The organism is Ruegeria sp. CDSA221 (assembly GCF_059611825.1).
Map to the genome: position 1 here is coordinate 19,953 of NZ_JBXWPK010000005.1, position 20,426 is coordinate 40,378.

The following is a 20,426-nucleotide window of genomic DNA, read 5'->3' on the forward strand; positions in this document are numbered from 1 at the left end:
TTTCGCCAAACGAGGGAAACTGATGGCATCCGAAGTCAAACGCAACAAAAGCCGGGTTCTTTGATGGTTTCGAAGGTCACATTCGACTTTGCCGGGGCACAGGTCCTGGTGATCGGTGCCAGCCGAGCCGGAATTGGTGCCGCTATTGCAAGAGAATTCCAGGACTCGGGTGCCACAGTGGAGATTACCGGTGTGGAACCGCAATGCGCCGAAGAGGACGCTGCCCGGTTTGACTACATTCAACTGGATGTAACCAACACCGACGAAGTCTACAAATTTGCAGGTGAACGGGACCATATTGACGTCTTGGTAAACTGTGCGGCGGTGACTCGACGCGGTGAAGAAATGGCACCTGAGTTCTTTTCCCACGTGCTGGACGTAAATCTGACCGGGTCTTTTCGCTGCGCCGAAGCGCTGCACCCTGCCCTTTCGGTTGCGAAAGGGCGCGTCATAAATGTTGCCTCTATGTATGCGCGTTTTGGGTCACCTCTAAACCCAGCCTATGGCGCGTCAAAAGCCGGCGTGGAACAACTAACAAAATCACTGGCGATTGCGTGGGCCAAAGACGGTATTCGGGTGAACGCGATCGCGCCCGGGTTCATCGTGACCGAGCAATCGGCGAAAGCCCGAAAAGACGCCAGTTTCTCAACCGCTGTAGAAGCACGCACACCCTTGGCACGCTGGGGTCACCCAGAAGATATCGCTGGAACAGCCTTGTTTCTCGCATCCGATGCGGCAGCCTTTGTGACCGGTGCCTGCGTGATCGTGGACGGAGGGTATTCGGTTGTTTGACAGGAGCGCACGATGAGTGACTTCGCAAAAATCCGCGCTGCGGTGATCGGGACCGGCTTCATAGGAACAGTGCACGTTCAGGCGCTTCGGCGTCTGGGCGTGGACGTAAGAGGTGTTCTTGGGTCATCGCCAGAGCGCGGAAGGGAACGAGCGCGGGCAATGAGCGTAGCCCGGGCTTATGACTCTCTGGAGGATCTGTTGGCGGATGAAAACATCGATATAGTGCACGTAACGACCCCTAACCACGCACACTATCCGCAAGTGAATTCGATCCTAGCTGCGGGCAAACACGTCATCTGCGAGAAACCACTTGCCATGACGTCCGTAGAAAGCGCCGAGATGGTCGACCTAGCCAAGGCTTCTGGCAAGGTTGCAGCGGTTTGTTACAACATTCGCTTTTATCCGCTGAACCAACAAGCCCACGGCATGGTAATGGCCGGGGATCTGGGTGATATCCGTTTTGTTACCGGGCACTACCATCAGGACTGGCTTGCCAAGCCCAACGACTGGAATTGGCGGTTGGAAAGCGAAATGGGTGGTGTGTTGCGTTCGGTCGGTGACATTGGAACGCACTGGGTTGACCTGACGAGCTTTGTCACTGGCTTGAAAGCGGCATCGGTCATGGCGGAACTGGCTACTTTTATCCCGGAACGCCAGAAACCTCTCGGCTCGGTTGAGACGTTTGCCAGCGGAACCGGCGAAACCGAAAATGTGCATATCGATACCGATGATGCTGCTATGATCCTAATCCGTTACGAAAACGGAGCACGCGGCGTGATGAGCACATCCCAAGTGAATATGGGGCGAAAGAACTCATTGCAATGGGACATCGCCGGAGCAAATGCCAGTGCGGCTTGGGACAGTGAAACTCCTGATCATCTGTTCATTGGGCATCGTGACGCGCCCAACCAGACCCTGATGCGTGACTTCACCTTGATGAACGGTCCGGGGATCGCAGCCGCCACCTTGCCGCCCGGGCATGTCGAAGGGTTCGCAGATTCATTCTTCAACTTTTTCCGGGCGGTCTATGCCGACGTCATCGCGGGCGGGCGGCAACAAGGCAGCACATGGGCCACATTTGAGGACGGCCACTACGAGATGCAGTTCTGCGAAGCCGTCGTCAAGTCGGCGAGTGAGAGCCGCTGGGTCGATTTGAGCGAGATTTGAGGGCGATGACATGAAACTGGGCTTACTGACTGCACCATTCGAAAACTCTCAATTGACTGAGGTGGCGGCCTGGGCCGGTTCCAATGGGTTTTCGGCGATGGAGGTCGCCTGCTGGCCATCGTCAGGTGGCGAACAACGGCGCTATGCGGGAACCAGCCACATCAACGTAGATGGCCTTTCCGCGGATCAGGGCAATGAAATTGTCGGGCAACTCGGCGATCAGGGGATCGAGATTTCGGGTCTGGGGTACTATCCCAACCCGCTCCACGCCGATGAAGAGCATCGGGTTGAAGTTATTGGACATCTTAACAAAGTAATCACCGCCGCCGGTGTTATGGGCATCAAAGTTGTCAACACATTCGTCGGCGGAGATCGCACTCTGCATCTAGACGCGAACTGGGAGCGTGCCACCGAAATTTTCGATCCGATCGTGAGGCATGCACAAAACTCTGGTGTGCGTCTGTGCTTTGAGAACTGCCCGATGATCTTCAGCTATGACGAATGGCCCGGGGGTCACAACATTGCTTACTCGCCAAGAATCTGGCGGCGGATTTTTGAAGAATGGGGCGATGCGGTTGGCATGAACTTCGATCCTTCACATCTGATCTGGCAGTTCATCGATCAGACACGGTTCATCAAGGAGTTCGGTCCTCACATGGCTCATGTCCATGCCAAAGACGTGATGGTTGATGAGGACGGGCTTTATGAGAACGGTGTGATGTCTACCGGCATGGGATGGCAAATCCCACGGCTATGCGGGCTGGGCGATGTGGACTGGTCCGGTTTCTTTTCCGGCCTGTACCGCGCCGGATACGACGGTCCGATCATTATCGAACATGAAGACAGATTGTTCGAAGGGACTGACGAAAAGGTCAAGCGGGGTTTTCTGCTGGCCCGGGATGTCCTGTCACCATTCATCAAGTGAAGAAATTATCAAATTTGAAATGACTAAAACTGGGAGGAAACTAAAATGAAGAACCTACTTTATGGTGTTGCTGCTCTTGCAGTTTCAGCGTCTCTTTCAACTGTGGCGTTGGCTGACGGGCACAAGCAATACACAATCGGAGTGTCCAACACCGTTCAAGGTAATGGTTGGCGCGAACAGATGATCTGCGCCATGCGTGCGCAAGCTCTGGTCGAAGCCGATGTGACGAACCTAATCGTTGCGCATCGCAACACCGATTCAGCCGGGCAACTGGAAGACATCAACAACCTCATTGAAGCGGGTGTAGACGCCATCGTGCTGAACCCATCCAACCCCGATGCTTTAAACTCGGCACTGGAAAAGGCGATATCTCAGGACATCGTAGTTGTTGCCGTGGATGCCGGCGTTTCGGCTGAAGGCGCCTACATTCTTTCGAACAATCAAGAAGAATACGCCTATCTTGGCGCCAAGTGGTTGTTTGAACAGCTTGGTGGCAAAGGTGACGTTGTCTATATGCGTGGCATTGCTGGGGTTTCGGCGGATACTGACCGCGACAACGGCTTTAAACGCGCGTTGGCAGAACACCCCGATGTCAATGTGGTGCACGAGGTTTTCACCGGCTGGCAGCAAGATCAGGGCAAGCAACAGATCTTTGATTACCTGGCCACCGGCATCCCGTTTGACGGTGTCTGGACCAGCGGCATCGACAATGTAATCGTCGACGCTTTCACTGAATCCGGCGCTCCCCTGGTTCCGATCGTTGGCGCAGACAACGCAGGATTTGTTCAATATCTGACCGAGGTTGAGGGATTGAACGGCGCGGCAGTGACAAATCCTGGCTCAGTCGGCGGCGCAGGCATTGCTTTGGCTGTCGACATTCTGAACGGCAAGGCACCTGAGAACAAAACCGTTCTTGTAGATCCTGTGCTTTGGGAGAATGCGACGGACGCAGGCCGTGAAACGATCACAGCGGCTCAGAATCCTAACCTTGACCCAGAGTGGCCCGTATCAGTGACCGTTCCCGGCTGGACCGATTACACGATGGAACAAATCATCGACTGTAAGGGACCCGGCGAGGGCTGATCCGAATTGACTGGCCTTCCGCCTTTAGCTGGGCGGAAGGCAAATCCAACCCACTCGGCATTCAAGGACTTCCATGAGCAGCACACCACTTCTCGACGCGTCTGACGTGGCCAAAAGTTTTGGCGCCGTACGGGCGTTGACCAATGCGCACCTCACGGTTGCCGAAGGCGAGATCGTCGCCTTGATGGGCGCAAATGGCGCTGGCAAGTCCACTTTCGTCAAGATCATTACCGGTGCCCTTAAACCCGACGCTGGTCAGGTATTGATCAGAGGCAAACAAGCGTTTGTCGGAAGCCCCGCCGAGGCGCGCCGTTCCGGTTTGGTGCCGGTTTATCAAGAACCCTCGCTCATTCCTGATCTCGACGTATCCGACAATCTTCGGCTGACAGACACACCTGTCGATCAGTTTCAAAACTGGGTTACAGAACTTGGCATCGAAGGCCTGAAACTATCGGCGATGATTGGCGACCTGCCACTTGCTACGCTGCGCATCCTCGATCTGGCACGCGCGCTGGCAGTTGAACCAGATGTCCTCTTGCTGGACGAAATGACCGCGGCGCTGCCGACGGATCTGGTTGAACGCGTATTGAAGACCGTAAGGCGCAAAGCAAATGACGGGATGGGTGTGATCTATGTTTCTCACCGTTTCACCGAGATTTCGGAACTGTGCGATCGGGCCACTGTGTTGCGGGATGGCATGTCTGTCGGAGATCTCGACATTGAACCCGGCGTAGAAGAACGCGTGGTCGAATTGATGCTGGGTCAGAAGATTGACATTGGAACACGTCAGATCCTACGAGCAAATGAACCACAGGCTAAGACACCGCGCCTAGGCATTAAGTCACTGGCTTTTGAGCCCAGTTTCTCGGATGTTTCGTTCGACTTATTCCCCGGCGAGGTCCTTGGGGTGGTCGCGCTTGAGGGTCAGGGGCAGGATGAACTGTTTGAGGTTCTGGCGGGCTTTGATCGCCCGTCTTCAGGATCGATGGAAGTTGATGGAAAGCCCGTAAACTTCGGCCACCCCGCCGACGCCATTGCTGTCGGGATAACTTTCGTTCCGGGCGATCGGTCAGACGCTCTGCTGGCGCAAAGGTCAGTTAAAGAAAATATCGCTCTGCCATTTTCAGCCCGGCTCAAGAACTGGGGACCAATAAAATTGCGGCATGAGCGCGATCGGGTCGCTTATGCGGTTGAGAAACTTCAGATCGACACACGCGCGCAAGGCGAAGTGCAAAGGCTTTCAGGTGGCAACCAACAGAAAGTCACCATTGGTCGCTGGCTGGCGACAGGTGTTGAAACTCTGCTTTTATTCGATCCGACCCGTGGCATCGATGTGCGTACAAAGCGCCAGATTTACCCGCTTGTCCGTGAGTTGGCAGATCAAGGCGCGGCGGTTCTGTTCTACACATCTGAGCTGGAAGAAATTCCACTCGCCTGTGACCGTGCTGTCGTAATCTTCAACGGGCGCGTGGTTGACGTGATAGATGCGGCCGACGCGGATGAGCAATCGCTGATGCGTGCGGCTTATGGCCTGACCGAGACGGAGGGCGCGGCGTGAGCGTGGCCATCCGAAAACACGCATGGGTCATGGGGTTAGCGGTTCTTCTCATGGTCCTTTTGACTATCACAAAATTGATACAGCCAACTTTCGGTGCGTCAGGACTGGAGAGTATTGCCCGCGCCGCCCTGCCCTTTGCTTTCGCAACCGCCGGTATGGCCATCGTCGTAATCGTCGGCGGCATCGACCTGTCTGTTGCGTCTATGATGGCGGTCTGTGCTGTGACTGCAGCCGTTCTGATGGAGCGCATGGCCGGTGTACCGGCCTTGTTTATCGTGTTGGGGGTCGGGTTTTTGATGGGGTTGATCAATGGTCTTTTGATCGTTGTAACGCGCGTGCCCGATATCGTTGTGACACTCGCCATGCTGTTTGTGTGGGAAGGCGTCGCGCTGTTGATCCTTGAGACACCGGGCGGCGCGACTGCAGATTGGCTGGAACAGGCAATACGCGGTCACTTTCTGTTCAACGGGCTGCCCAAGGCACTGCTTGTCATTGCCTTGGGCATCGCTGTTGTCTGGTTGCCGATCCGGCGCTCCAAACTCGGGCTCTCGATTTACGCCACCGGATCAGACGAGCTTGCCGCTTTCCGCTCTGGTGTTTCAGTGGGAAGAACAAAGATAGCAGCCTATGCGCTATGCGGGCTGTTTTGTGCCATGGGCGGTCTAAGCCTCGCTGCGCTGACCGGGATTGGAGAGCCGGTTCCGGGGCCATATCTTATGGCCTCGGTCGCGGCCGTCGTTCTGGGCGGTGTCGTGCTGGGCGGTGGCAAAGGCGGTCTGCTTGGACCGATCATCGCGGTGTTCATTTTGCGGATCATTCGGACGATCCTGACATTGATGGCCGTCGATCCAAACGTGACCACAATTATCGAAGGCACAATTATGGTTCTCGTCGTTATGTTGGGCACGGCGGCTTCACTAAAGGGATCCCGCCGATGAGCATGGACACCATAGATCCACCGATGGTCCGCTTTAGCCGTTATCTGCGCGACAACCCGATCATCCCGCTATTGGTCTTCCTTGTCCTGATGATCGCTGTGCTGGAAGTATTGCGGCCAGGTATCGTTACCCCGGTCCGAGCAGGTCGGGATGGGCTGATTTCAACCTTTTGGGTTGGCAACCTGATCAAGTTCGCAATTCCATTGGCGATGCTTGCGGCTTGTCAGGTGCTGACAATGCTAACCGCAGGAATTGATCTCTCGGTCGGGGTAGTTGCCACCGTGTCAGCCTTCGTTTGCGCAACACTTAGTGCGATTTGGGGCGTGACACCTGCAGTATTGATCGCGCTGTCAGCTGGCCTAGTTGTGGGCGTTGTAAATGGCATCGGTGTGGGATTGGTCCGGGTCCATCCATTGATCATGACACTGGGATCGGGGTTAATCGCCACCGGATGTCTGCAGGTCTATCAACGCCTCGTTATCAATGCTGGCACCGAAATCCCCGCCTTCCTTGCCTGGCTCGGAACCGGCCGCACCGCTGGAATGCCGAATGGCCTTTTTGTATTCATCCCGTTTGCGCTCTTTATCCTGTGGCTTATGCGCTATACAGGATTTGGTCGGCTGCTGTTCGCCCTAGGCTCCAATGAGCAGGCCGCTAAGCTGTCCGGGGTCCGAGCATGGCAGGTCTATCTGGGGCTCTACGTGCTTTCAAGTTTGATCGCTGCGCTGGCTGGCTTGCTCTATCTCGGCATGATCCGTCAAACTTCGCTGAGCCTTGCCAACCCCTTATTGTTACCCTCTGTCGCTGCGGCGGTGATTGGCGGCACATCAATCTTCGGAGGTCGTGGCAGTTTCGCAGGTGCGATTGTGGGCGCACTTATTCTGCGTGTGCTGGATACTATGCTAACATTGATGCAAATGCCGGAAGGTGCGCGCACGGCCCTGTTTGGGCTGATCATTCTTGCAGTTACCGCACTCTACGTCAGGATCACCGGCACGCGCTAAAGGGAGTTTCCAATGGCCAAATTCCGGATCGTTGGCATCAGTTTCGATCACATGCATATGGGTGACTTGCTTCGGATGGTGCACGATCATCCAGACGCTGAAATCGCCGGTATATTCGATCCTGATTGGGACAAGATGAAGGCAGCGGCAACGGCATTCAGCGTTCCCGAAGATCGGATCTTTATCAACTTCGACACATGCATGGCTGCGGGACCCTACGACATGGCAATTCTTTGTGTGGCAACGGCTCAGCATGCGGAATATACCGAACGTCTGGCCTCTTACGACCTGCATGTTTTTGTCGAAAAGCCCTTTGCCGCATCTTCTGATGATGCGCGCCGCATGATGGCTGCAATGGATAGGACCGACAAGCAGTTGATCATCAACTGGCCATTACGATGGGTCGAAAGCCACGTCACGGCCAAACGGTTGATTGATGAGGGGATGATCGGCGACCTGCGCGAAGTGCATTTCTACGATGGAAATCGCGGGCCTCTATACCATCTGGCCGACAAGGTCGAAGTCACCCTGGACGAGGTTGAGCGTCAGAAACCGAATTCATGGTGGTATAAGCGGGCATCGGGCGGTGGGTCACTGTTGGATTACCTTGGCTACGGCGCGACGCTTGGAACCTGGTATTTAGGGGGAAAGGAGCCGATCGAGGTGACATGCACAGTCGATGAGACACCGGGGATTGAGGTCGATCAACATGCCATTGCCGTTTGCCGTTATGAAACCGGGCTCTCAAAAATGGAAACGCGCTGGGGCACCTTCACCGACCCGTGGACAACGCAACCTCAACCAACTTGCGGATTCGTCTTTGTGGGCACAGACGGCACCATTTCATCACCCGATTATGCCGATCACATAACGGTTCAAACCCGCACACGACCTGACCGGCACGAGATACCAGTGACTCCGCTACCGTTAGGTGAACGAAATGCGATTGAGTACGTCCTTGACTGCATATCCAGAGAAATCCCGGTCAAAGGGCCACTGGATCCAGCACTTTGCCTGACAGCGCAACGGATCGTCGATACGGCGCTCCGCTCGGCATATGAAAAACGAACACTTCGGTTACTCGCATGACCTCAGACAGTGCCAATACAGACCAGTACGCACTAAAATCTGCGCATCGGCACGAAATCGATGCGCCGGATCTGCAATATCTTCCACCAATGCCTCGACGCTATAGACCCCGGATCGGGGTTATTGGTACTGGTGGGATTTCTGCAAGCCATCTTGATGCCTACCGAACAGCAGGCTGGGACGTCGCCGCAATCTGGAACCGTACGCGCGCGAAGGCTGAAGAGAAAGCTGCTGTTTACTGCCCGTCTGCCCGCATCGAAAATGACTGGGAGGCGCTTCTTGCCGATAGCGAGATCGACGTTGTCGATGTCACGCTGCACCCTGAACATCGCGTGCCAATCATCAGAGCTGCCCTGCAAGCAGGCAAACACGTGCTCAGCCAGAAGCCTTTTGTCACCGACCTCGATCTGGGTAATGACCTTGTGAAGCTGGCAGATGATCAAGGCGTTAAACTAGCGGTAAACCAGAACGGTCGCTGGGCCCCGCACCTGTCCTGGATGCGTGAGGCGGTTTCAGCCGGATTGATCGGTGATGTTCTGTCGGCCCATATCTCAATTCACTGGGATCACAGCTGGACTGCAGGTACCCCGTTTGACGAAATCGACCAGCTGATACTTTACGACTTTGGAATTCACTGGTTCGACTTTCTTGCGTCTCTTGTCGGAGATAGAGCAGAAAGCGTCTTTGCAACTGCTACATCTGCACGCGGCCAGGCCAACAAAGTGCCTCTGATGTCGCAGGCTCTGGTTCGTTTGGACCAAGGCCAAGCAAGCCTGGTTTTTGACGGGGGCGTTCCCTATGGGCCTCGCGATACAACATACGTTGCAGGTAAGACCGGTAGCCTGACATCAGTTGGACCGGATCTGTCGACGCAATCTGTGACACTTGAGACAGCGCATGGCATTGCGCGGCCTGCACTCGAAGGACAATGGTTCAACGACGGGTTTCGTGGCGCCATGGGGGAGCTTCTTTGTTCAATTGAAGACGACCGAGAGCCCTCAACATCTGCAAGAACCAACCTAAAATCATTGGCCATCGTTCTCGCCGCGGTTGCTTCGTCTAAACGCAAAAGGGAGGTCGAGATAGGAAGCATTAGGCTCAGGACACATAGCGAATAGATGACCAAAGCGGCGAGAGCGATTTCTGAGAGGAAGACTTTGAGACACCTGTCGAACCGCGTCGCCAGTCCTTCAATCTGCCAAACATGATCTCAATCCGATTGCGACGTTTGTAGCGGCACTTGTCGTATCGGACAGTTGTCTTGCGCTGTTTGCGGCCTGGGATGCACGCGCGTATCCCTTTATCTTTCAACGCGTCTCTAAACCAATCGGCATCATATCCGCGCTCACCCAGCAACCATTCGACATTTGGCGGGCTGCTGACCAATGCCCTCGCGCTAATGTAGTTGCTGAACTAACCGGCAGTGACAGACAGATCCCAGGGGTTTCATTCGCCATTGTGCTTTAACCAATAGCGCAAAAGGGCTCATCTGTCACAAACCGCATGCAACTTTGTGTTCATGCCGCCCTTGGTGCGCCCGGTCAGACATGTGCACCGCTCATTTTGAACGCGATGAATCACGCAGCCAAACGGAAATCAATGGGCCTAAATTATTGTTGTCGCGTGACGTCTTCCACTGAAGCAGAATATACTCCAGCATAGTCCGCGCAGTCTCCAGACTGGTTACTGAGCGGAAGATTGGTGATGTCCTGAGCCGCGTTCTGAGCATGAGTTTGAACGGTAGTAAATCCTGTAAGAAGCGCGCTGAATGTCAAAACACTCACTCGCATGGTTCGATCTCCTTAGGATTTTCAGAAATCCAAAAATATGTTGCGCGATGGGAGTTGATGTCAGTCACTTTTTTCCTCAAAACGCTACGCGGTCCCCTCCTTTCAAGTCCAGGATTTCTCTCGCTTCATCGGGAGTTGCGACCTGACTGCCTTTCTCTCACCGAAGATTCAGGCCGCGATTCTCGACGGTACCCAGCTGCCCGAACTCACACTCAAGCGTCTGGTCAGCGTTACCCACGCACTTGATTGGGCCGAACAGGAATGTCGTTCGACTTTTGACACCTCAAGAACCAGCCTCCCAGATACAGGGTTCGCCCTCCTTGATCTGTGGGAACAATTCCCTACTCCACCTTTTTGGGAATTTGCAGCATAGACCTCTGAAAAACATACATTTCTGAGAGGAGAAACTCTGGATTCCAGACCCATCTCACGAAAATTCCCTGTAAGTTGCCGGGTATCAGGGAAATCCCTCCCAAAGCGACCCCGCCAAAATGCGCCACTGAGACTGAGGCCTGAATTGCGTTCTGAGTGTACGGTTTGCTCCGTCTCTGATTGAAAGCGCATGCGCCAACTCGCGGGAATTGCAGCGCAATTCCGGATCAGAAAACACAACTGAAGTGAGACAGGTATGAGTGGCGGGGAGACAGGGATTCGAACCCTGGGGACGCTCTCACGCCCAACGGTTTTCAAGACCGCCGCATTCGACCACTCTGCCACCTCCCCGCGTGGGGCCGGGTCTAAGGCTATCTTTAAACGGTGGCAAGACCAAATAGGGAAATCTTGCCGAAGCCTGTGCAGCAGACTTTCCATGGCCGAACGTGCAGGCTATGCTTTGCGTGAAAGACCGTGACAGGCTGGCAGTTCAGAACCAGCGATCGGCGGCGGGGTACGATGAAAGAGGCCCCTTACAGGCAAGGGATTGCAAATATGGATCGAGCGACCACGACACGCGCAAAACCGCGGGCACTGGCGGTTCTGGTAATAACAGTTGCGGCTCTGTCAGGGTGCGACGAGGCCCTGACATCGGGTGGAACATCCACCGAGCAGGCGGACGAAAGCGTGCAGGACGACGGCAAATTAGAGCTGTTTCCCAAAACGACAGGGAACGCGCGTGATGATGTTGAAGCTCCTGATGTCTTCAAGGTCACCGAAGCCGGTTTGTGGGATGGGCGCCCCTCGTTGGGCGGAATCTGGGTCGCGCACCCGGACGTTACACAGCCTGAACGTGTTCGGATAACGAATACAAAGAACAACAAATCCGTAACCGGCGCACTTTTCCGCCGCGAACGCAACTTGCCGGGCCCTGCGCTGCAACTGTCTTCGACTGCCGCCGCGAAACTGGGTATCCTCGCAGGCGCACCGACTCGGGTTGAAGTTGTTGCCCTGCGGCGCAAGCCTGCCGAGAAAGTAGAAGAAAAAGCTCCTGAGCCCGAAGAGGTCGCTGAACCCGAAGAGACCCCAACGGCTGAGGCGGTTGAACCTCAGGACAAAAAAACCGATAGCCAGACCACAGCAGATGTGTCCGAAGACGTTGATAAACCAGCCAAGCGTAAATGGTGGCAAAAGAAGGCTCCAGTTGCTGCAGCTGGTGCTGCGACAGCTGCAGCCGTGGCTGAAACCGCAGAAAAGACCGATGAGACGGCAACAGAGATTATCGAGGCGGCGCCTGAGCCAGCACCAACCGCAAATCTGACCGATCCCACTGTCACGCCGCCAACCGAGGCTGCACCGAAGCGGAAATGGTGGCAAAAGAAGCCTGCCGACGAAATCACCGAAACACCTCTGGACCCGATTGAGGGCGCTGCAGCGGCCATCGAAGAGGCCGCCCCTACCCCGGCAGCAACCGCAGCCAGCACTGAGGCAACCTCCGTTTCATCGCTTTCAAAACCGTTTATTCAGGTGGGCACCTTCACAGTTGAAGAAAATGCCGAAGGTGCTGCCGAGAAAATTCGGCGAAACGGGTTGCCTGCGAAAGTTCAAAAACTCGAAGCCAATGGCAAAACTGTTTGGAGGGTGATCGTTGGTCCTGCTTTGACGCGGGCGGAACGAAACGCAATGCAAAGCGACGTCAAAGATCTGGGCTTTTCTGACGCCTATACCGTGAAGAATTAAGCAAAAGGAGGTCCCCCTCGTGCTGTCCTCATTTCGATCATCTGTACTGACCCTCGGTTTGGCTATGTTTGCCCTGCCCGCACAAGCTTTCGATACGCAAGCCCGTGCTGCCTATGTCATGGACCAAACGACAGGAACCGTTCTTTTGTCCAAAGACGCAGACCAGCCGTTGCCGCCCGCGTCCATGTCCAAACTCATGACCCTGTTTGTAGCATTCGAAGCGCTGCGGGACGGTCGCCTGGAACTGAATGAGGAACTTCCGGTTTCCGAACATGCGACCAGCTATAAGGGCTCAAGTATGTTCCTGAACACGCAGGACCGTGTCCGGGTCGAAGACCTGCTGCGCGGGATCATAGTCCTGTCAGGAAATGACGCATGTGTTGTTATCGCCGAAGCCCTCAGCCCGGACGGAACCGAAGCTGGGTTTGCCCGGTTCATGACCCAACGCGCGCAACAGCTGGGTATGAATAATTCGAACTTTGCGAATTCGAACGGATGGCCAGCCGCAGGCCACATGATGTCTGTGCATGACCTCGCCATTCTGGCCGACCATCTGATTAGCGACTTTCCCGAATATTACCCTCTGTTCGCCGAGGAAGAGTTCGAATTCGACAACCGGGTGCCGTCAAATTCGCGTAACCGGAATCCCTTACTGAAACTTGGGATTGGTGCGGATGGGCTAAAGACTGGCCACACGCAAGAAGCGGGCTATGGCCTTGTAGGATCGGCCCAACAGGGCGATCGCAGGGTCATATTCGTTTTGTCGGGGCTCGACAGCGTCGCCCGCCGCGCAGAGGAGGCTGAGGCCGTCGTTAACTGGTCGTTTCGCAATTTTGTCGAGAGGCAGCTTGCCGAAGCAGAAAAACCGATAGGACAAGCCGATATCTGGATGGGCACTTCGAAAACGGTTGATCTTGTCCCGCAAGAGGATTTGACACTGCTGCTGCCTGTTCTCGGGGATAAGAATGTTGAGGCAGAAATCGTCTATGACGGTCCGCTTGAGGCCCCCATCGCCAAAGGACAGGAAATCGCTGAGCTTGTCATCAAACCCGATGGCCTGCCCGAGATCCGCCGACCTCTGGTCGCAGCGGAAAGCGTCGAAAAGGGCGGTTTCTTCGTGCGGATCATGACGGTCGGCGGCATTGTTGCAAAAGATGTCATCGGTAACCCGTTGGGCGCGATGTGACGGCGGGCGGGTTATTTCTGACCTTCGAAGGCATTGACGGATCGGGCAAATCCTCTCAAGCGCGCATGCTGGCCGAGCATTTGCGCGGCCTCGGGCATGATGTCGTACTGACACGTGAACCTGGCGGCTCAGCCGGGGCCGAAGAAATCCGCAGGCTGGTTCTTGAGGGCGATCCCGACCGCTGGTCCGCCGAGACGGAAATCCTGCTGTTCACTGCTGCGCGGCGCGACCATCTGGAACGCACCATTGAACCCGCTTTGACTGCGGGCAAGATCGTCATCTGCGACCGTTTCGCCGATAGCACCCGCATGTATCAGGGCCTATCTCGCGGCGACCTGCGGGGATTGGTCGATCAGTTGCATAAGCTGATGATCAAACGTGAACCGGATCTGACCGTGTTGATCGACATGGATCCTGAAACCGGCCTCTCTCGGGCCAAGGGTCGGCAGGGCACCGAAGAACGGTTCGAGGATTTCGGCATTCACCTGCAACAGAAGATGCGGGCCGGTTTTCTGGCATTGGCAGATGAGTTCTCCGACCGGTTTCGCGTGATCGACGGCGACAGGGACATGGACAGCGTTGCCCGGGATGTGACAGATATCGTCATGCAAGCCTTGTGACGGACGATTGATGAGCGACGACACCCCGATCCCGGATCAGGCACCCGGTGCCCTCCATCCGCGCGAAACACCGCAACTGTTTGGGCAGGCCGAGGCCGAGCAGGCCTTTCTTGACGCCTATACTTCTGATCGTCTGCACCACGGCTGGCTGCTGACCGGCCCCCGAGGTGTGGGTAAGGCAACGCTGGCCTGGCGGATCGCGCGGTTTCTGCTGGCAACCCCGCCGGTCGAAGAGGACGGACTGTTTGGCGCGCCACCTCCCCCTAAAACGCTTGAGATTCCACCAGATCACCCGGTTGTTCATCGAATTCTGGCTGGTGCCGAGCCTGGCCTGGCCGCCATCAAACGATCCGTGAACGATCAGGGCAGGTTGCGAAATGAAATCGTTGTGGACGACATTCGCAAACTTGGGAAGTTCTTCGGCCTGTCCTCGGCCGATGGGGGCCGCCGTGTCGTCATCGTAGATTCTGCGGATGAAATGAACATCAGCGCCGCCAACGCATTGCTGAAAATGCTCGAAGAACCGCCTGCGCGGACAACGCTGCTGTTGATATCGCATCAACCGTCCCGCCTTTTGCCCACGATCCGATCCCGGTGCCGTACCTTGCGCCTTTCGCCGCTGAACGCGGAAGATATGAACGCCGCACTGACCCAGACCGGGGTTGAGCTGACTGGAAACCCCGACCATCTGGCCGCTCTGGCCAGCGGGTCCGTTGGGGACGCCGTCCGCCTGATAAATCTGAGCGGACTCGAAATATATGCCGAGCTCATCGCGATCCTGAGCACCCTGCCCCGGCTGGACAGACAACGCGCTCTGGCTCTGGCCGAGGCTGCCGCACAGCGCGGAGCAGCCGAACGGTTCGAGTTGCTGTTGACGCTGATCGACATTGCCTTGTCACGTCTTGCTGTGACCGGTGCGACTGGTGCTCCGCCATCGCCAGAGGCCGCGCCAAACGAAGGTGATATCCTGTCCCGTTTGTCCAGATCGCCGGAGCAGGCACGCCTTTGGGCGGAAACCGCAGCCCAGATCACCGCCCGCGCCCGCCACGGGCAGGCGGTGAACCTTGACCCTGCCGCTCTGGTCCTAGATACGGTGTTCAAGATACAGGAAACCGCCGGTCAGAACAGATGAGCGACACCCCCCAAATCACCGACAGCCATTGCCATCTGGACTTCCCCGATTTTGAAGGACAGTTGGACCTGATCGTCGCAAATGCGGCCGAATCCGGTGTGACCCGGATGGTGACGATCTGCACCAGGTTGAGGAACGAACCCACTGTGCGCGCCATAGCTGAGGCTCACGCGCCGGTATTCTACGCGGCAGGCACGCACCCGATGAGTGCAGCCGATGAACCGATGGCAACTGTGGACGAGCTGGTGGCACTGTCACAGCACCCCAAGTTTGTTGGTATCGGTGAAACCGGGCTGGATTATCACTATACCGCCGACAGTGCGCAGGTTCAGCAGCAATCCCTGCGCGTTCATATCGAGGCCGCTCAGCGTACCGGACTGCCTTTGATCATTCATGCGCGCGCGGCGGACGAAGACATGGCCCGCATTCTGGCCGAAGAATACGGCAATGCCCCCTATTCATGTGTGATGCATTGTTTTTCGTCTTCGGCCGAGCTGGCACAGTCCGCCCTGGATCATGGGTTTTACCTGTCCATGTCGGGCATCGCCGCTTTTCCCAAAAGCCAGGAATTGCGCGATATTTTCGCAAATGCGCCAGTAGACCGCATCCTGGTTGAAACCGACGCGCCCTATCTGGCGCCGCCCCCGTTTCGCGGCAAACGGAATGAACCGGCCTATACCGCCCACACCGCCCGCAAAGGCGCGGAGGTCTTTGGCATGGGCTATGCCGATTTCGCGGCGCAGACCCAGGCCAATTTCGAAAGACTCTTCACCAAGGTCGCCTCTCACAAGGCGGCGGCATGACCACGCTGCGCTGCACCATTTTGGGCTGCGGCTCGTCAGGTGGAGTGCCACGTCTTGGCGGTCACTGGGGCGACTGCGACCCCGAAAACCCCAGGAACATCCGCCGCCGCTGCTCGATGTTGGTCGAACGTGACGGGCCCGAAGGCACCACCTCGGTTCTGATCGACACAACCCCTGACATGCGCAGCCAGCTGCTGGACACCGGCACCGGGCGGTTGGACGGGGTGGTCTATACCCATTCCCATGCCGACCACGTCCATGGCATTGACGACTTGCGCATGATCGTCTTCAACATGCGCGAACGGGTGCCGGTCTGGGCTGATGGCGACACCCAGAATGATCTTTTGGGCCGATTTGGCTATGCCTTCATCCAACCTGAAAACTCACCCTACCCGCCGATCCTCAACCTCAAGACAATCGACGGCCCGTTCGAGATCACTGGCCCGGGAGGCCCTATCCCATTTCACCCCTTTAAGGTGAACCACGGTTCAATCGACGCGCTTGGTTTCAAAATGGGCAATCTGGCCTACCTGCCGGACGTGGCAGAGATATATGACGATGCCTGGACCACATTAGAGGGACTGGACTGTCTGGTGATCGACGCGCTGCGCCGGTCCCCGCACCCGACCCATGCGCATCTGGAAAAGACCCTTGGCTGGATCGACCTGTTGCAACCAAAAACCGCGGTTCTGACCAACATGCATATCGATCTTGACTATGCCACGGTCGACGCAGAAACCGCAGACAACATCACCCCTGCTTATGACGGCATGGTGATACATCAGGCTCTGTAGAGCCCTGGCCGAGATCATACAGATATCCTTTCCCGCGCGAATAACTGTTGCGGAACGCTGACATGCTGCAAAATCTCATTGAAGTCATCCTTCCAGTTTTTCTTGTTATTGGAGCCGGTTACGTCTCCACTCTTCTTGGATACTTCAAGGAAAACCACATTGATGGCCTGATGAAGTTCACTCAGGGTTTTGCAATCCCCTGCCTTCTGTTTCTTGCGATTTCACATCTCGACCTCAGTGTCAGTTTTGATCCCAAGCTGTTGATCAGCTTTTACTCTGCTGCTGCGCTTTGCTTTTGTGCCGGCCTGTTCGGCGCGCGACTGATCTTCAACCGCGAATGGGAAGATTGCGTCGCAATCGGTTTTTGCTGCCTGTTCTCCAATTCCGTCCTGCTGGGATTGCCGATTACTGAACGGGCTTATGGCCCTGAAAGCCTTACGGGCAATTATGCCGTCATCGCCTTTCACTCGCCGTTTTGTTACGGCCTAGGCATCACGGTAATGGAGGTGATCCGGAACCGGGGCCACGGAGGATCGCGAATGGTTCGCTCGGTCCTGACCGCGATGTTTCGCAACGCTCTGATTGTCGGGATCTCACTGGGTTTCATCGTAAATCTGTCCGGGCTCGGCGTGCCAGCCGTTGTGGATGATGCCCTTGGCCTGGTGACCCGCGCGGCCCTTCCCGGCGCGCTATTCGCGCTTGGGGGCGTTCTGGTTAAATACAGACCCGAAGGTGACCTAAGGGCGATCGCCTTTGTCTGCGGCGTTTCTCTGCTGCTGCACCCGAGCCTTTTCTGGCTTTTCGGATCCACCCTTGGACTGCCACAGGATCTATTCCGGTCCGGAGTGATGACAGCCGCCATGGCCCCTGGTTTCAACGCCTATATCTTTGCAAACATCTATGGCCGCGCCAAACGGGTTGCTGCATCCTCTGTTCTGTTGGGGACGGCAGTATCTATCCTGAGCGTCTGGTTTTGGCTGACCCTATTGGGCTGACGGTGCGGCAGGCGGATTGACTTTTACACGACGCGGCGCACCTATCGCTAAAGTGGACAGGACAGATTTATGACACACGCCCTTATCGTTACCCATGGCCAACCTTCTGACCCAGAACCAGCCGAAGCGGTCTTGGCGGCTTATGCGGCCGATGTAAATGCCCTGTGTGCCGGTGTTTCGGTTCATTCTGCTACGCTGGCAGCCCCTGGGGCACTTGACAGCGCACTGGACAAGATTCCCGGCAACGCCGTCATCTATCCCCTATTCATGGCCAAAGGGTGGTTTGTCACAGATGTGCTGCCGAAACGTATTGGTGACCGCCGAAACCCTATTCTGGATCCCTTAGGCGCGGACCCGAAATTGCCCCAGTTGGTCGCGCAAACTCTTGAGGGAACACTGCAGGACAAAGACTGGCGGTCACAAGAAACGGACCTTGTGATCGCTGCGCATGGATCGGGCCGCAGCAGAAACCCTTCCGCCGTTGCAACGGCATTCGGCGACGCTTTGTTGCAACTGATACCACTTGGATCCCTGCGCCTTGGGTTTGTCGAAGAGGCCCCTTCGATTTCTGTGGCCGCTGCAGGAACCGGCGCCCAAACCCTGTGTTTGCCATTTTTTGCCTGCACGGGTGGCCATGTTCTTGAGGATGTGCCGCAAGAATTAAGCAAGGCCAAGTTCAAGGGACAGGTTTTACCGGTTGTGGGTGAACTGCCACTGGTGCAGCAACACATAGCGTCCGTTCTCAAAGCTTTTTCTTCATCGAAATAGAGTCGTCTGACCACATACACTTTGCCGGTTCCTTTAGGGGGAAACCTATCTGTGTGAGTGATCCACAAGCTGCGAATATAGACAGTGGCGAGACCGGCCATTTCGCTTGGCCGCATACAGGGCAAGGTCTGCCGCATGCAAAATCTCAGCCGGTTTAAGCGATGGAAACTGGGTCGAAAGCGCCGTGCCTATACTGGCTGAAACCTGGCACGACACGTTGTCGAACATCATCGGTTCCCGCAGCCGTTCGATCAGCCTGCTGGCGATTGCAGAGAGAACACCCTCGTCCGTCAATCCTTTGTATATAATTACAAATTCGTCCCCGCCAACACGCGCCACTGTATCGTCTCCGCGGGTTTCCTCACCCATGATCCGCGCCGCCTGTTGCAACACATAGTCGCCTGCGGCATGCCCGAATTGGTCATTGACCGATTTGAAAAAATCAAGATCCAGATGCATCAGCGCGAATGGAGATTTGGACGAGATCATGTGATCCAATAGAACATCCATCGCCCGGCGATTTTTCAGCCCTGTCAGTGTATCTGTAAATGCCTTTTCCTCGGCGGCAAGCATCGCCCCTTGAAGGCGCAGGTTCAGAGATCTGGACGCCTCCATCGCTGCCGATTTCGCCTCGACCAGATACAATAATTCGATCGCCAGATCAGTGCCCGAGAAATCCGCACTGGTCAGGGCATAGTCCCGGACCGCATCCAAAATCGATATTCCGAAAGACAGATTGATGACCGCCCCCTTACCTTCGGGCAGCGGAGCGATAAGGCCCTTCAATGCGGTGCGCGGGGCGTCGTGAAACCTGAGGTGCAATTTGGTGCCCGCTTGGGACATCAAGCCTGAAACCGTAGTCACCGCTCTGGGGCGAAGCAGCTCAAAGATATCCAGAAAGCTTTGACCTTCCATCGGCTTTTCAGGGCGCAGCTTTTGCAAGGTTGATCCGACGCGGGTCACTTTCCCATCCTCGTTCACCAGCAAAAACATCGGGCACAGGGTTTGTAAAAGCTCTGCCAGATTATTCGCGTTCATCATGCTTTTCGCGCCCCTAAATCAAAATGCCGACCTTCTGAAAAAGCGCTTTCTACCAGAACGATTGAGATAAACTCGATCTCACCCTGCTGGCCCTCATGCGACAACATGGCCAGAGCCCCGTAATCATCAGCCATCGCGCGCAATACGCCAACCATGACGCTTGAAAACCCAGGCAGACCTGGATGGCAGGACAATCTGTATTCCGTCGGTGAAAGCTCGTGCAATTCAAGTGCCGGAAGATTTAGATCCGATACGGCCAATCTGACCCGGTCAGACAGATCATCAAGCGAATGGAGAAATTCCAGATAGCTGACACCGCCAAATCGCAACAGACGGCGCAGGTCTTCCATGTTGGGATGAGACACAAGGTACGTTCCCAAGTCTTCAAGAACGTCACTGCGTGAACGTTTCAGGACCGTGCATACCTCATCCAATACCTGCTCGGTAATATCATCGTCGTAAACAAGCATGGCCTCGAACTCGGCAAAGCCCAGTTCGGCTGAATCCATCACGCGCATCCAGCACGGCTGCCCGTAGGTCACCGCAACAAAGGATTGAATCGCCCGGTTGATCAGACCATGCATGAGAGACCTCAAATTGGTTTCTCACGCAGTGTGCTCTGAAATTTG

19 protein-coding genes, 1 tRNA gene and 1 pseudogene are annotated in these 20,426 nt (G+C 55.8%); 17 read left to right on the plus strand and 4 right to left on the minus strand.

Annotated elements, in window-relative coordinates:
• The first annotated feature begins 63 nt into the window (after nucleotides 1-63).
• The 9 genes from AC2FJ5_RS09030 (at nucleotide 64) to AC2FJ5_RS09070 (ending at nucleotide 9,674) form a co-directional block, all read left to right on the plus strand.
• Nucleotides 64-792: an SDR family NAD(P)-dependent oxidoreductase gene (locus AC2FJ5_RS09030; protein ID WP_496702193.1), complete on the plus strand. Its 729-nt coding sequence runs from the start codon at nucleotides 64-66 to the stop codon at nucleotides 790-792.
• A 12-nt stretch (nucleotides 793-804) separates the two neighbouring features.
• Complete coding sequence (locus tag AC2FJ5_RS09035; RefSeq protein ID WP_496793148.1) at nucleotides 805-1,959, plus strand: Gfo/Idh/MocA family protein; 1,155 nt, start codon at nucleotides 805-807, stop codon at nucleotides 1,957-1,959.
• 10 nt (nucleotides 1,960-1,969) lie between these two features.
• On the plus strand, nucleotides 1,970-2,884 hold the full coding sequence (locus tag AC2FJ5_RS09040; protein ID WP_496690820.1) for a sugar phosphate isomerase/epimerase family protein: 915 nt from the start codon (nucleotides 1,970-1,972) through the stop codon (nucleotides 2,882-2,884).
• Between the two features lie 45 nt (nucleotides 2,885-2,929).
• Nucleotides 2,930-3,967 (plus strand): ABC transporter substrate-binding protein, encoded by a 1,038-nt coding sequence (locus AC2FJ5_RS09045; protein ID WP_496690821.1) that lies wholly within the window; start codon nucleotides 2,930-2,932, stop codon nucleotides 3,965-3,967.
• A gap of 73 nt (nucleotides 3,968-4,040) precedes the next feature.
• Nucleotides 4,041-5,525: a sugar ABC transporter ATP-binding protein gene (locus AC2FJ5_RS09050; protein ID WP_496793151.1), complete on the plus strand. Its 1,485-nt coding sequence runs from the start codon at nucleotides 4,041-4,043 to the stop codon at nucleotides 5,523-5,525.
• A complete protein-coding gene (locus AC2FJ5_RS09055; protein ID WP_496793153.1) occupies nucleotides 5,522-6,463 on the plus strand; it encodes an ABC transporter permease in 942 nt (313 codons plus the stop codon). Before AC2FJ5_RS09050 ends, AC2FJ5_RS09055 begins: the two co-directional genes overlap by 4 nt.
• Entirely contained in the window at nucleotides 6,460-7,467 is a 1,008-nt protein-coding gene (locus tag AC2FJ5_RS09060) for an ABC transporter permease (RefSeq protein WP_496793154.1), read from the plus strand. Before AC2FJ5_RS09055 ends, AC2FJ5_RS09060 begins: the two co-directional genes overlap by 4 nt.
• 12 nt (nucleotides 7,468-7,479) lie before the next feature.
• Complete coding sequence (locus tag AC2FJ5_RS09065) at nucleotides 7,480-8,556, plus strand: Gfo/Idh/MocA family protein (protein ID WP_496793155.1); 1,077 nt, start codon at nucleotides 7,480-7,482, stop codon at nucleotides 8,554-8,556.
• Between the two features lie 89 nt (nucleotides 8,557-8,645).
• On the plus strand, nucleotides 8,646-9,674 hold the full coding sequence (locus AC2FJ5_RS09070) for a Gfo/Idh/MocA family protein (protein ID WP_496701775.1): 1,029 nt from the start codon (nucleotides 8,646-8,648) through the stop codon (nucleotides 9,672-9,674).
• Here AC2FJ5_RS09070 and AC2FJ5_RS09075 read toward each other — a convergent pair.
• Nucleotides 9,665-9,966 (minus strand): annotated as a pseudogene (locus AC2FJ5_RS09075) (transposase); the annotation flags it as partial. The gene AC2FJ5_RS09070 and the pseudogene AC2FJ5_RS09075 overlap by 10 nt on opposite strands.
• A 1,013-nt stretch (nucleotides 9,967-10,979) precedes the next feature.
• Nucleotides 10,980-11,069: transfer RNA gene (locus tag AC2FJ5_RS09080), tRNA-Ser, on the minus strand.
• Nucleotides 11,070-11,273: 204 nt separating this feature from the next.
• Between AC2FJ5_RS09080 and AC2FJ5_RS09085 the strand changes: the two genes are divergently transcribed.
• The 8 genes from AC2FJ5_RS09085 (at nucleotide 11,274) to AC2FJ5_RS09120 (ending at nucleotide 18,756) form a co-directional block, all read left to right on the plus strand.
• Nucleotides 11,274-12,458, plus strand: a complete 1,185-nt coding sequence (locus AC2FJ5_RS09085) for an SPOR domain-containing protein (protein ID WP_496793157.1) — start codon at nucleotides 11,274-11,276, stop codon at nucleotides 12,456-12,458.
• Between the two features lie 64 nt (nucleotides 12,459-12,522).
• Nucleotides 12,523-13,644 (plus strand): D-alanyl-D-alanine carboxypeptidase family protein, encoded by a 1,122-nt coding sequence (locus AC2FJ5_RS09090; protein WP_281994856.1) that lies wholly within the window; start codon nucleotides 12,523-12,525, stop codon nucleotides 13,642-13,644.
• Nucleotides 13,641-14,264: a dTMP kinase gene (tmk, locus tag AC2FJ5_RS09095; RefSeq protein ID WP_496677443.1), complete on the plus strand. Its 624-nt coding sequence runs from the start codon at nucleotides 13,641-13,643 to the stop codon at nucleotides 14,262-14,264. The genes AC2FJ5_RS09090 and tmk overlap by 4 nt, the downstream gene beginning before the upstream one ends.
• Nucleotides 14,265-14,274: 10 nt before the next feature.
• Nucleotides 14,275-15,396: a DNA polymerase III subunit delta' gene (locus tag AC2FJ5_RS09100; protein WP_496793158.1), complete on the plus strand. Its 1,122-nt coding sequence runs from the start codon at nucleotides 14,275-14,277 to the stop codon at nucleotides 15,394-15,396.
• Complete coding sequence (locus AC2FJ5_RS09105; protein ID WP_496793160.1) at nucleotides 15,393-16,199, plus strand: TatD family hydrolase; 807 nt, start codon at nucleotides 15,393-15,395, stop codon at nucleotides 16,197-16,199. The genes AC2FJ5_RS09100 and AC2FJ5_RS09105 overlap by 4 nt, the downstream gene beginning before the upstream one ends.
• On the plus strand, nucleotides 16,196-16,993 hold the full coding sequence (locus AC2FJ5_RS09110) for an MBL fold metallo-hydrolase (protein WP_271950144.1): 798 nt from the start codon (nucleotides 16,196-16,198) through the stop codon (nucleotides 16,991-16,993). The genes AC2FJ5_RS09105 and AC2FJ5_RS09110 overlap by 4 nt, the downstream gene beginning before the upstream one ends.
• A gap of 62 nt (nucleotides 16,994-17,055) precedes the next feature.
• Nucleotides 17,056-17,988: an AEC family transporter gene (locus AC2FJ5_RS09115; RefSeq protein WP_142634838.1), complete on the plus strand. Its 933-nt coding sequence runs from the start codon at nucleotides 17,056-17,058 to the stop codon at nucleotides 17,986-17,988.
• A gap of 69 nt (nucleotides 17,989-18,057) precedes the next feature.
• On the plus strand, nucleotides 18,058-18,756 hold the full coding sequence (locus tag AC2FJ5_RS09120; RefSeq protein ID WP_496793162.1) for a CbiX/SirB N-terminal domain-containing protein: 699 nt from the start codon (nucleotides 18,058-18,060) through the stop codon (nucleotides 18,754-18,756).
• A 45-nt stretch (nucleotides 18,757-18,801) separates the two neighbouring features.
• Here AC2FJ5_RS09120 and AC2FJ5_RS09125 read toward each other — a convergent pair whose 3' ends face one another.
• Both AC2FJ5_RS09125 and AC2FJ5_RS09130 read right to left on the minus strand, forming a co-directional pair.
• Nucleotides 18,802-19,797: a diguanylate cyclase domain-containing protein gene (locus AC2FJ5_RS09125; protein ID WP_496702175.1), complete on the minus strand. Its 996-nt coding sequence runs from the start codon at nucleotides 19,795-19,797 to the stop codon at nucleotides 18,802-18,804.
• Nucleotides 19,794-20,381: a heme NO-binding domain-containing protein gene (locus AC2FJ5_RS09130; protein ID WP_496690833.1), complete on the minus strand. Its 588-nt coding sequence runs from the start codon at nucleotides 20,379-20,381 to the stop codon at nucleotides 19,794-19,796. The genes AC2FJ5_RS09125 and AC2FJ5_RS09130 overlap by 4 nt, the downstream gene beginning before the upstream one ends.
• Between the last annotated feature and the right edge of the window lie 45 nt (nucleotides 20,382-20,426).

Bases quoted from the DNA above. Each gene is read 5' to 3' on its own strand.
- AC2FJ5_RS09030 (WP_496702193.1), top strand. From the start codon at position 64: ATGGTTTCGAAGGTCACATTCGACTTTGCCGGGGCACAGGTCCTGGTG.
- AC2FJ5_RS09035 (WP_496793148.1), top strand. From the start codon at position 805: ATGAGTGACTTCGCAAAAATCCGCGCTGCGGTGATCGGGACCGGCTTC.
- AC2FJ5_RS09040 (WP_496690820.1), top strand. From the start codon at position 1,970: ATGAAACTGGGCTTACTGACTGCACCATTCGAAAACTCTCAATTGACT.
- AC2FJ5_RS09045 (WP_496690821.1), top strand. From the start codon at position 2,930: ATGAAGAACCTACTTTATGGTGTTGCTGCTCTTGCAGTTTCAGCGTCT.
- AC2FJ5_RS09050 (WP_496793151.1), top strand. From the start codon at position 4,041: ATGAGCAGCACACCACTTCTCGACGCGTCTGACGTGGCCAAAAGTTTT.
- AC2FJ5_RS09060 (WP_496793154.1), top strand. From the start codon at position 6,460: ATGAGCATGGACACCATAGATCCACCGATGGTCCGCTTTAGCCGTTAT.
- AC2FJ5_RS09065 (WP_496793155.1), top strand. From the start codon at position 7,480: ATGGCCAAATTCCGGATCGTTGGCATCAGTTTCGATCACATGCATATG.
- AC2FJ5_RS09070 (WP_496701775.1), top strand. From the start codon at position 8,646: ATGCCTCGACGCTATAGACCCCGGATCGGGGTTATTGGTACTGGTGGG.
- AC2FJ5_RS09085 (WP_496793157.1), top strand. From the start codon at position 11,274: ATGGATCGAGCGACCACGACACGCGCAAAACCGCGGGCACTGGCGGTT.
- AC2FJ5_RS09090 (WP_281994856.1), top strand. From the start codon at position 12,523: ATGTTTGCCCTGCCCGCACAAGCTTTCGATACGCAAGCCCGTGCTGCC.
- AC2FJ5_RS09100 (WP_496793158.1), top strand. From the start codon at position 14,275: ATGAGCGACGACACCCCGATCCCGGATCAGGCACCCGGTGCCCTCCAT.
- AC2FJ5_RS09105 (WP_496793160.1), top strand. From the start codon at position 15,393: ATGAGCGACACCCCCCAAATCACCGACAGCCATTGCCATCTGGACTTC.
- AC2FJ5_RS09110 (WP_271950144.1), top strand. From the start codon at position 16,196: ATGACCACGCTGCGCTGCACCATTTTGGGCTGCGGCTCGTCAGGTGGA.
- AC2FJ5_RS09115 (WP_142634838.1), top strand. From the start codon at position 17,056: ATGCTGCAAAATCTCATTGAAGTCATCCTTCCAGTTTTTCTTGTTATT.
- AC2FJ5_RS09120 (WP_496793162.1), top strand. From the start codon at position 18,058: ATGACACACGCCCTTATCGTTACCCATGGCCAACCTTCTGACCCAGAA.
- AC2FJ5_RS09125 (WP_496702175.1), bottom strand. From the start codon at position 19,797: ATGATGAACGCGAATAATCTGGCAGAGCTTTTACAAACCCTGTGCCCG.
- AC2FJ5_RS09130 (WP_496690833.1), bottom strand. From the start codon at position 20,381: ATGCATGGTCTGATCAACCGGGCGATTCAATCCTTTGTTGCGGTGACC.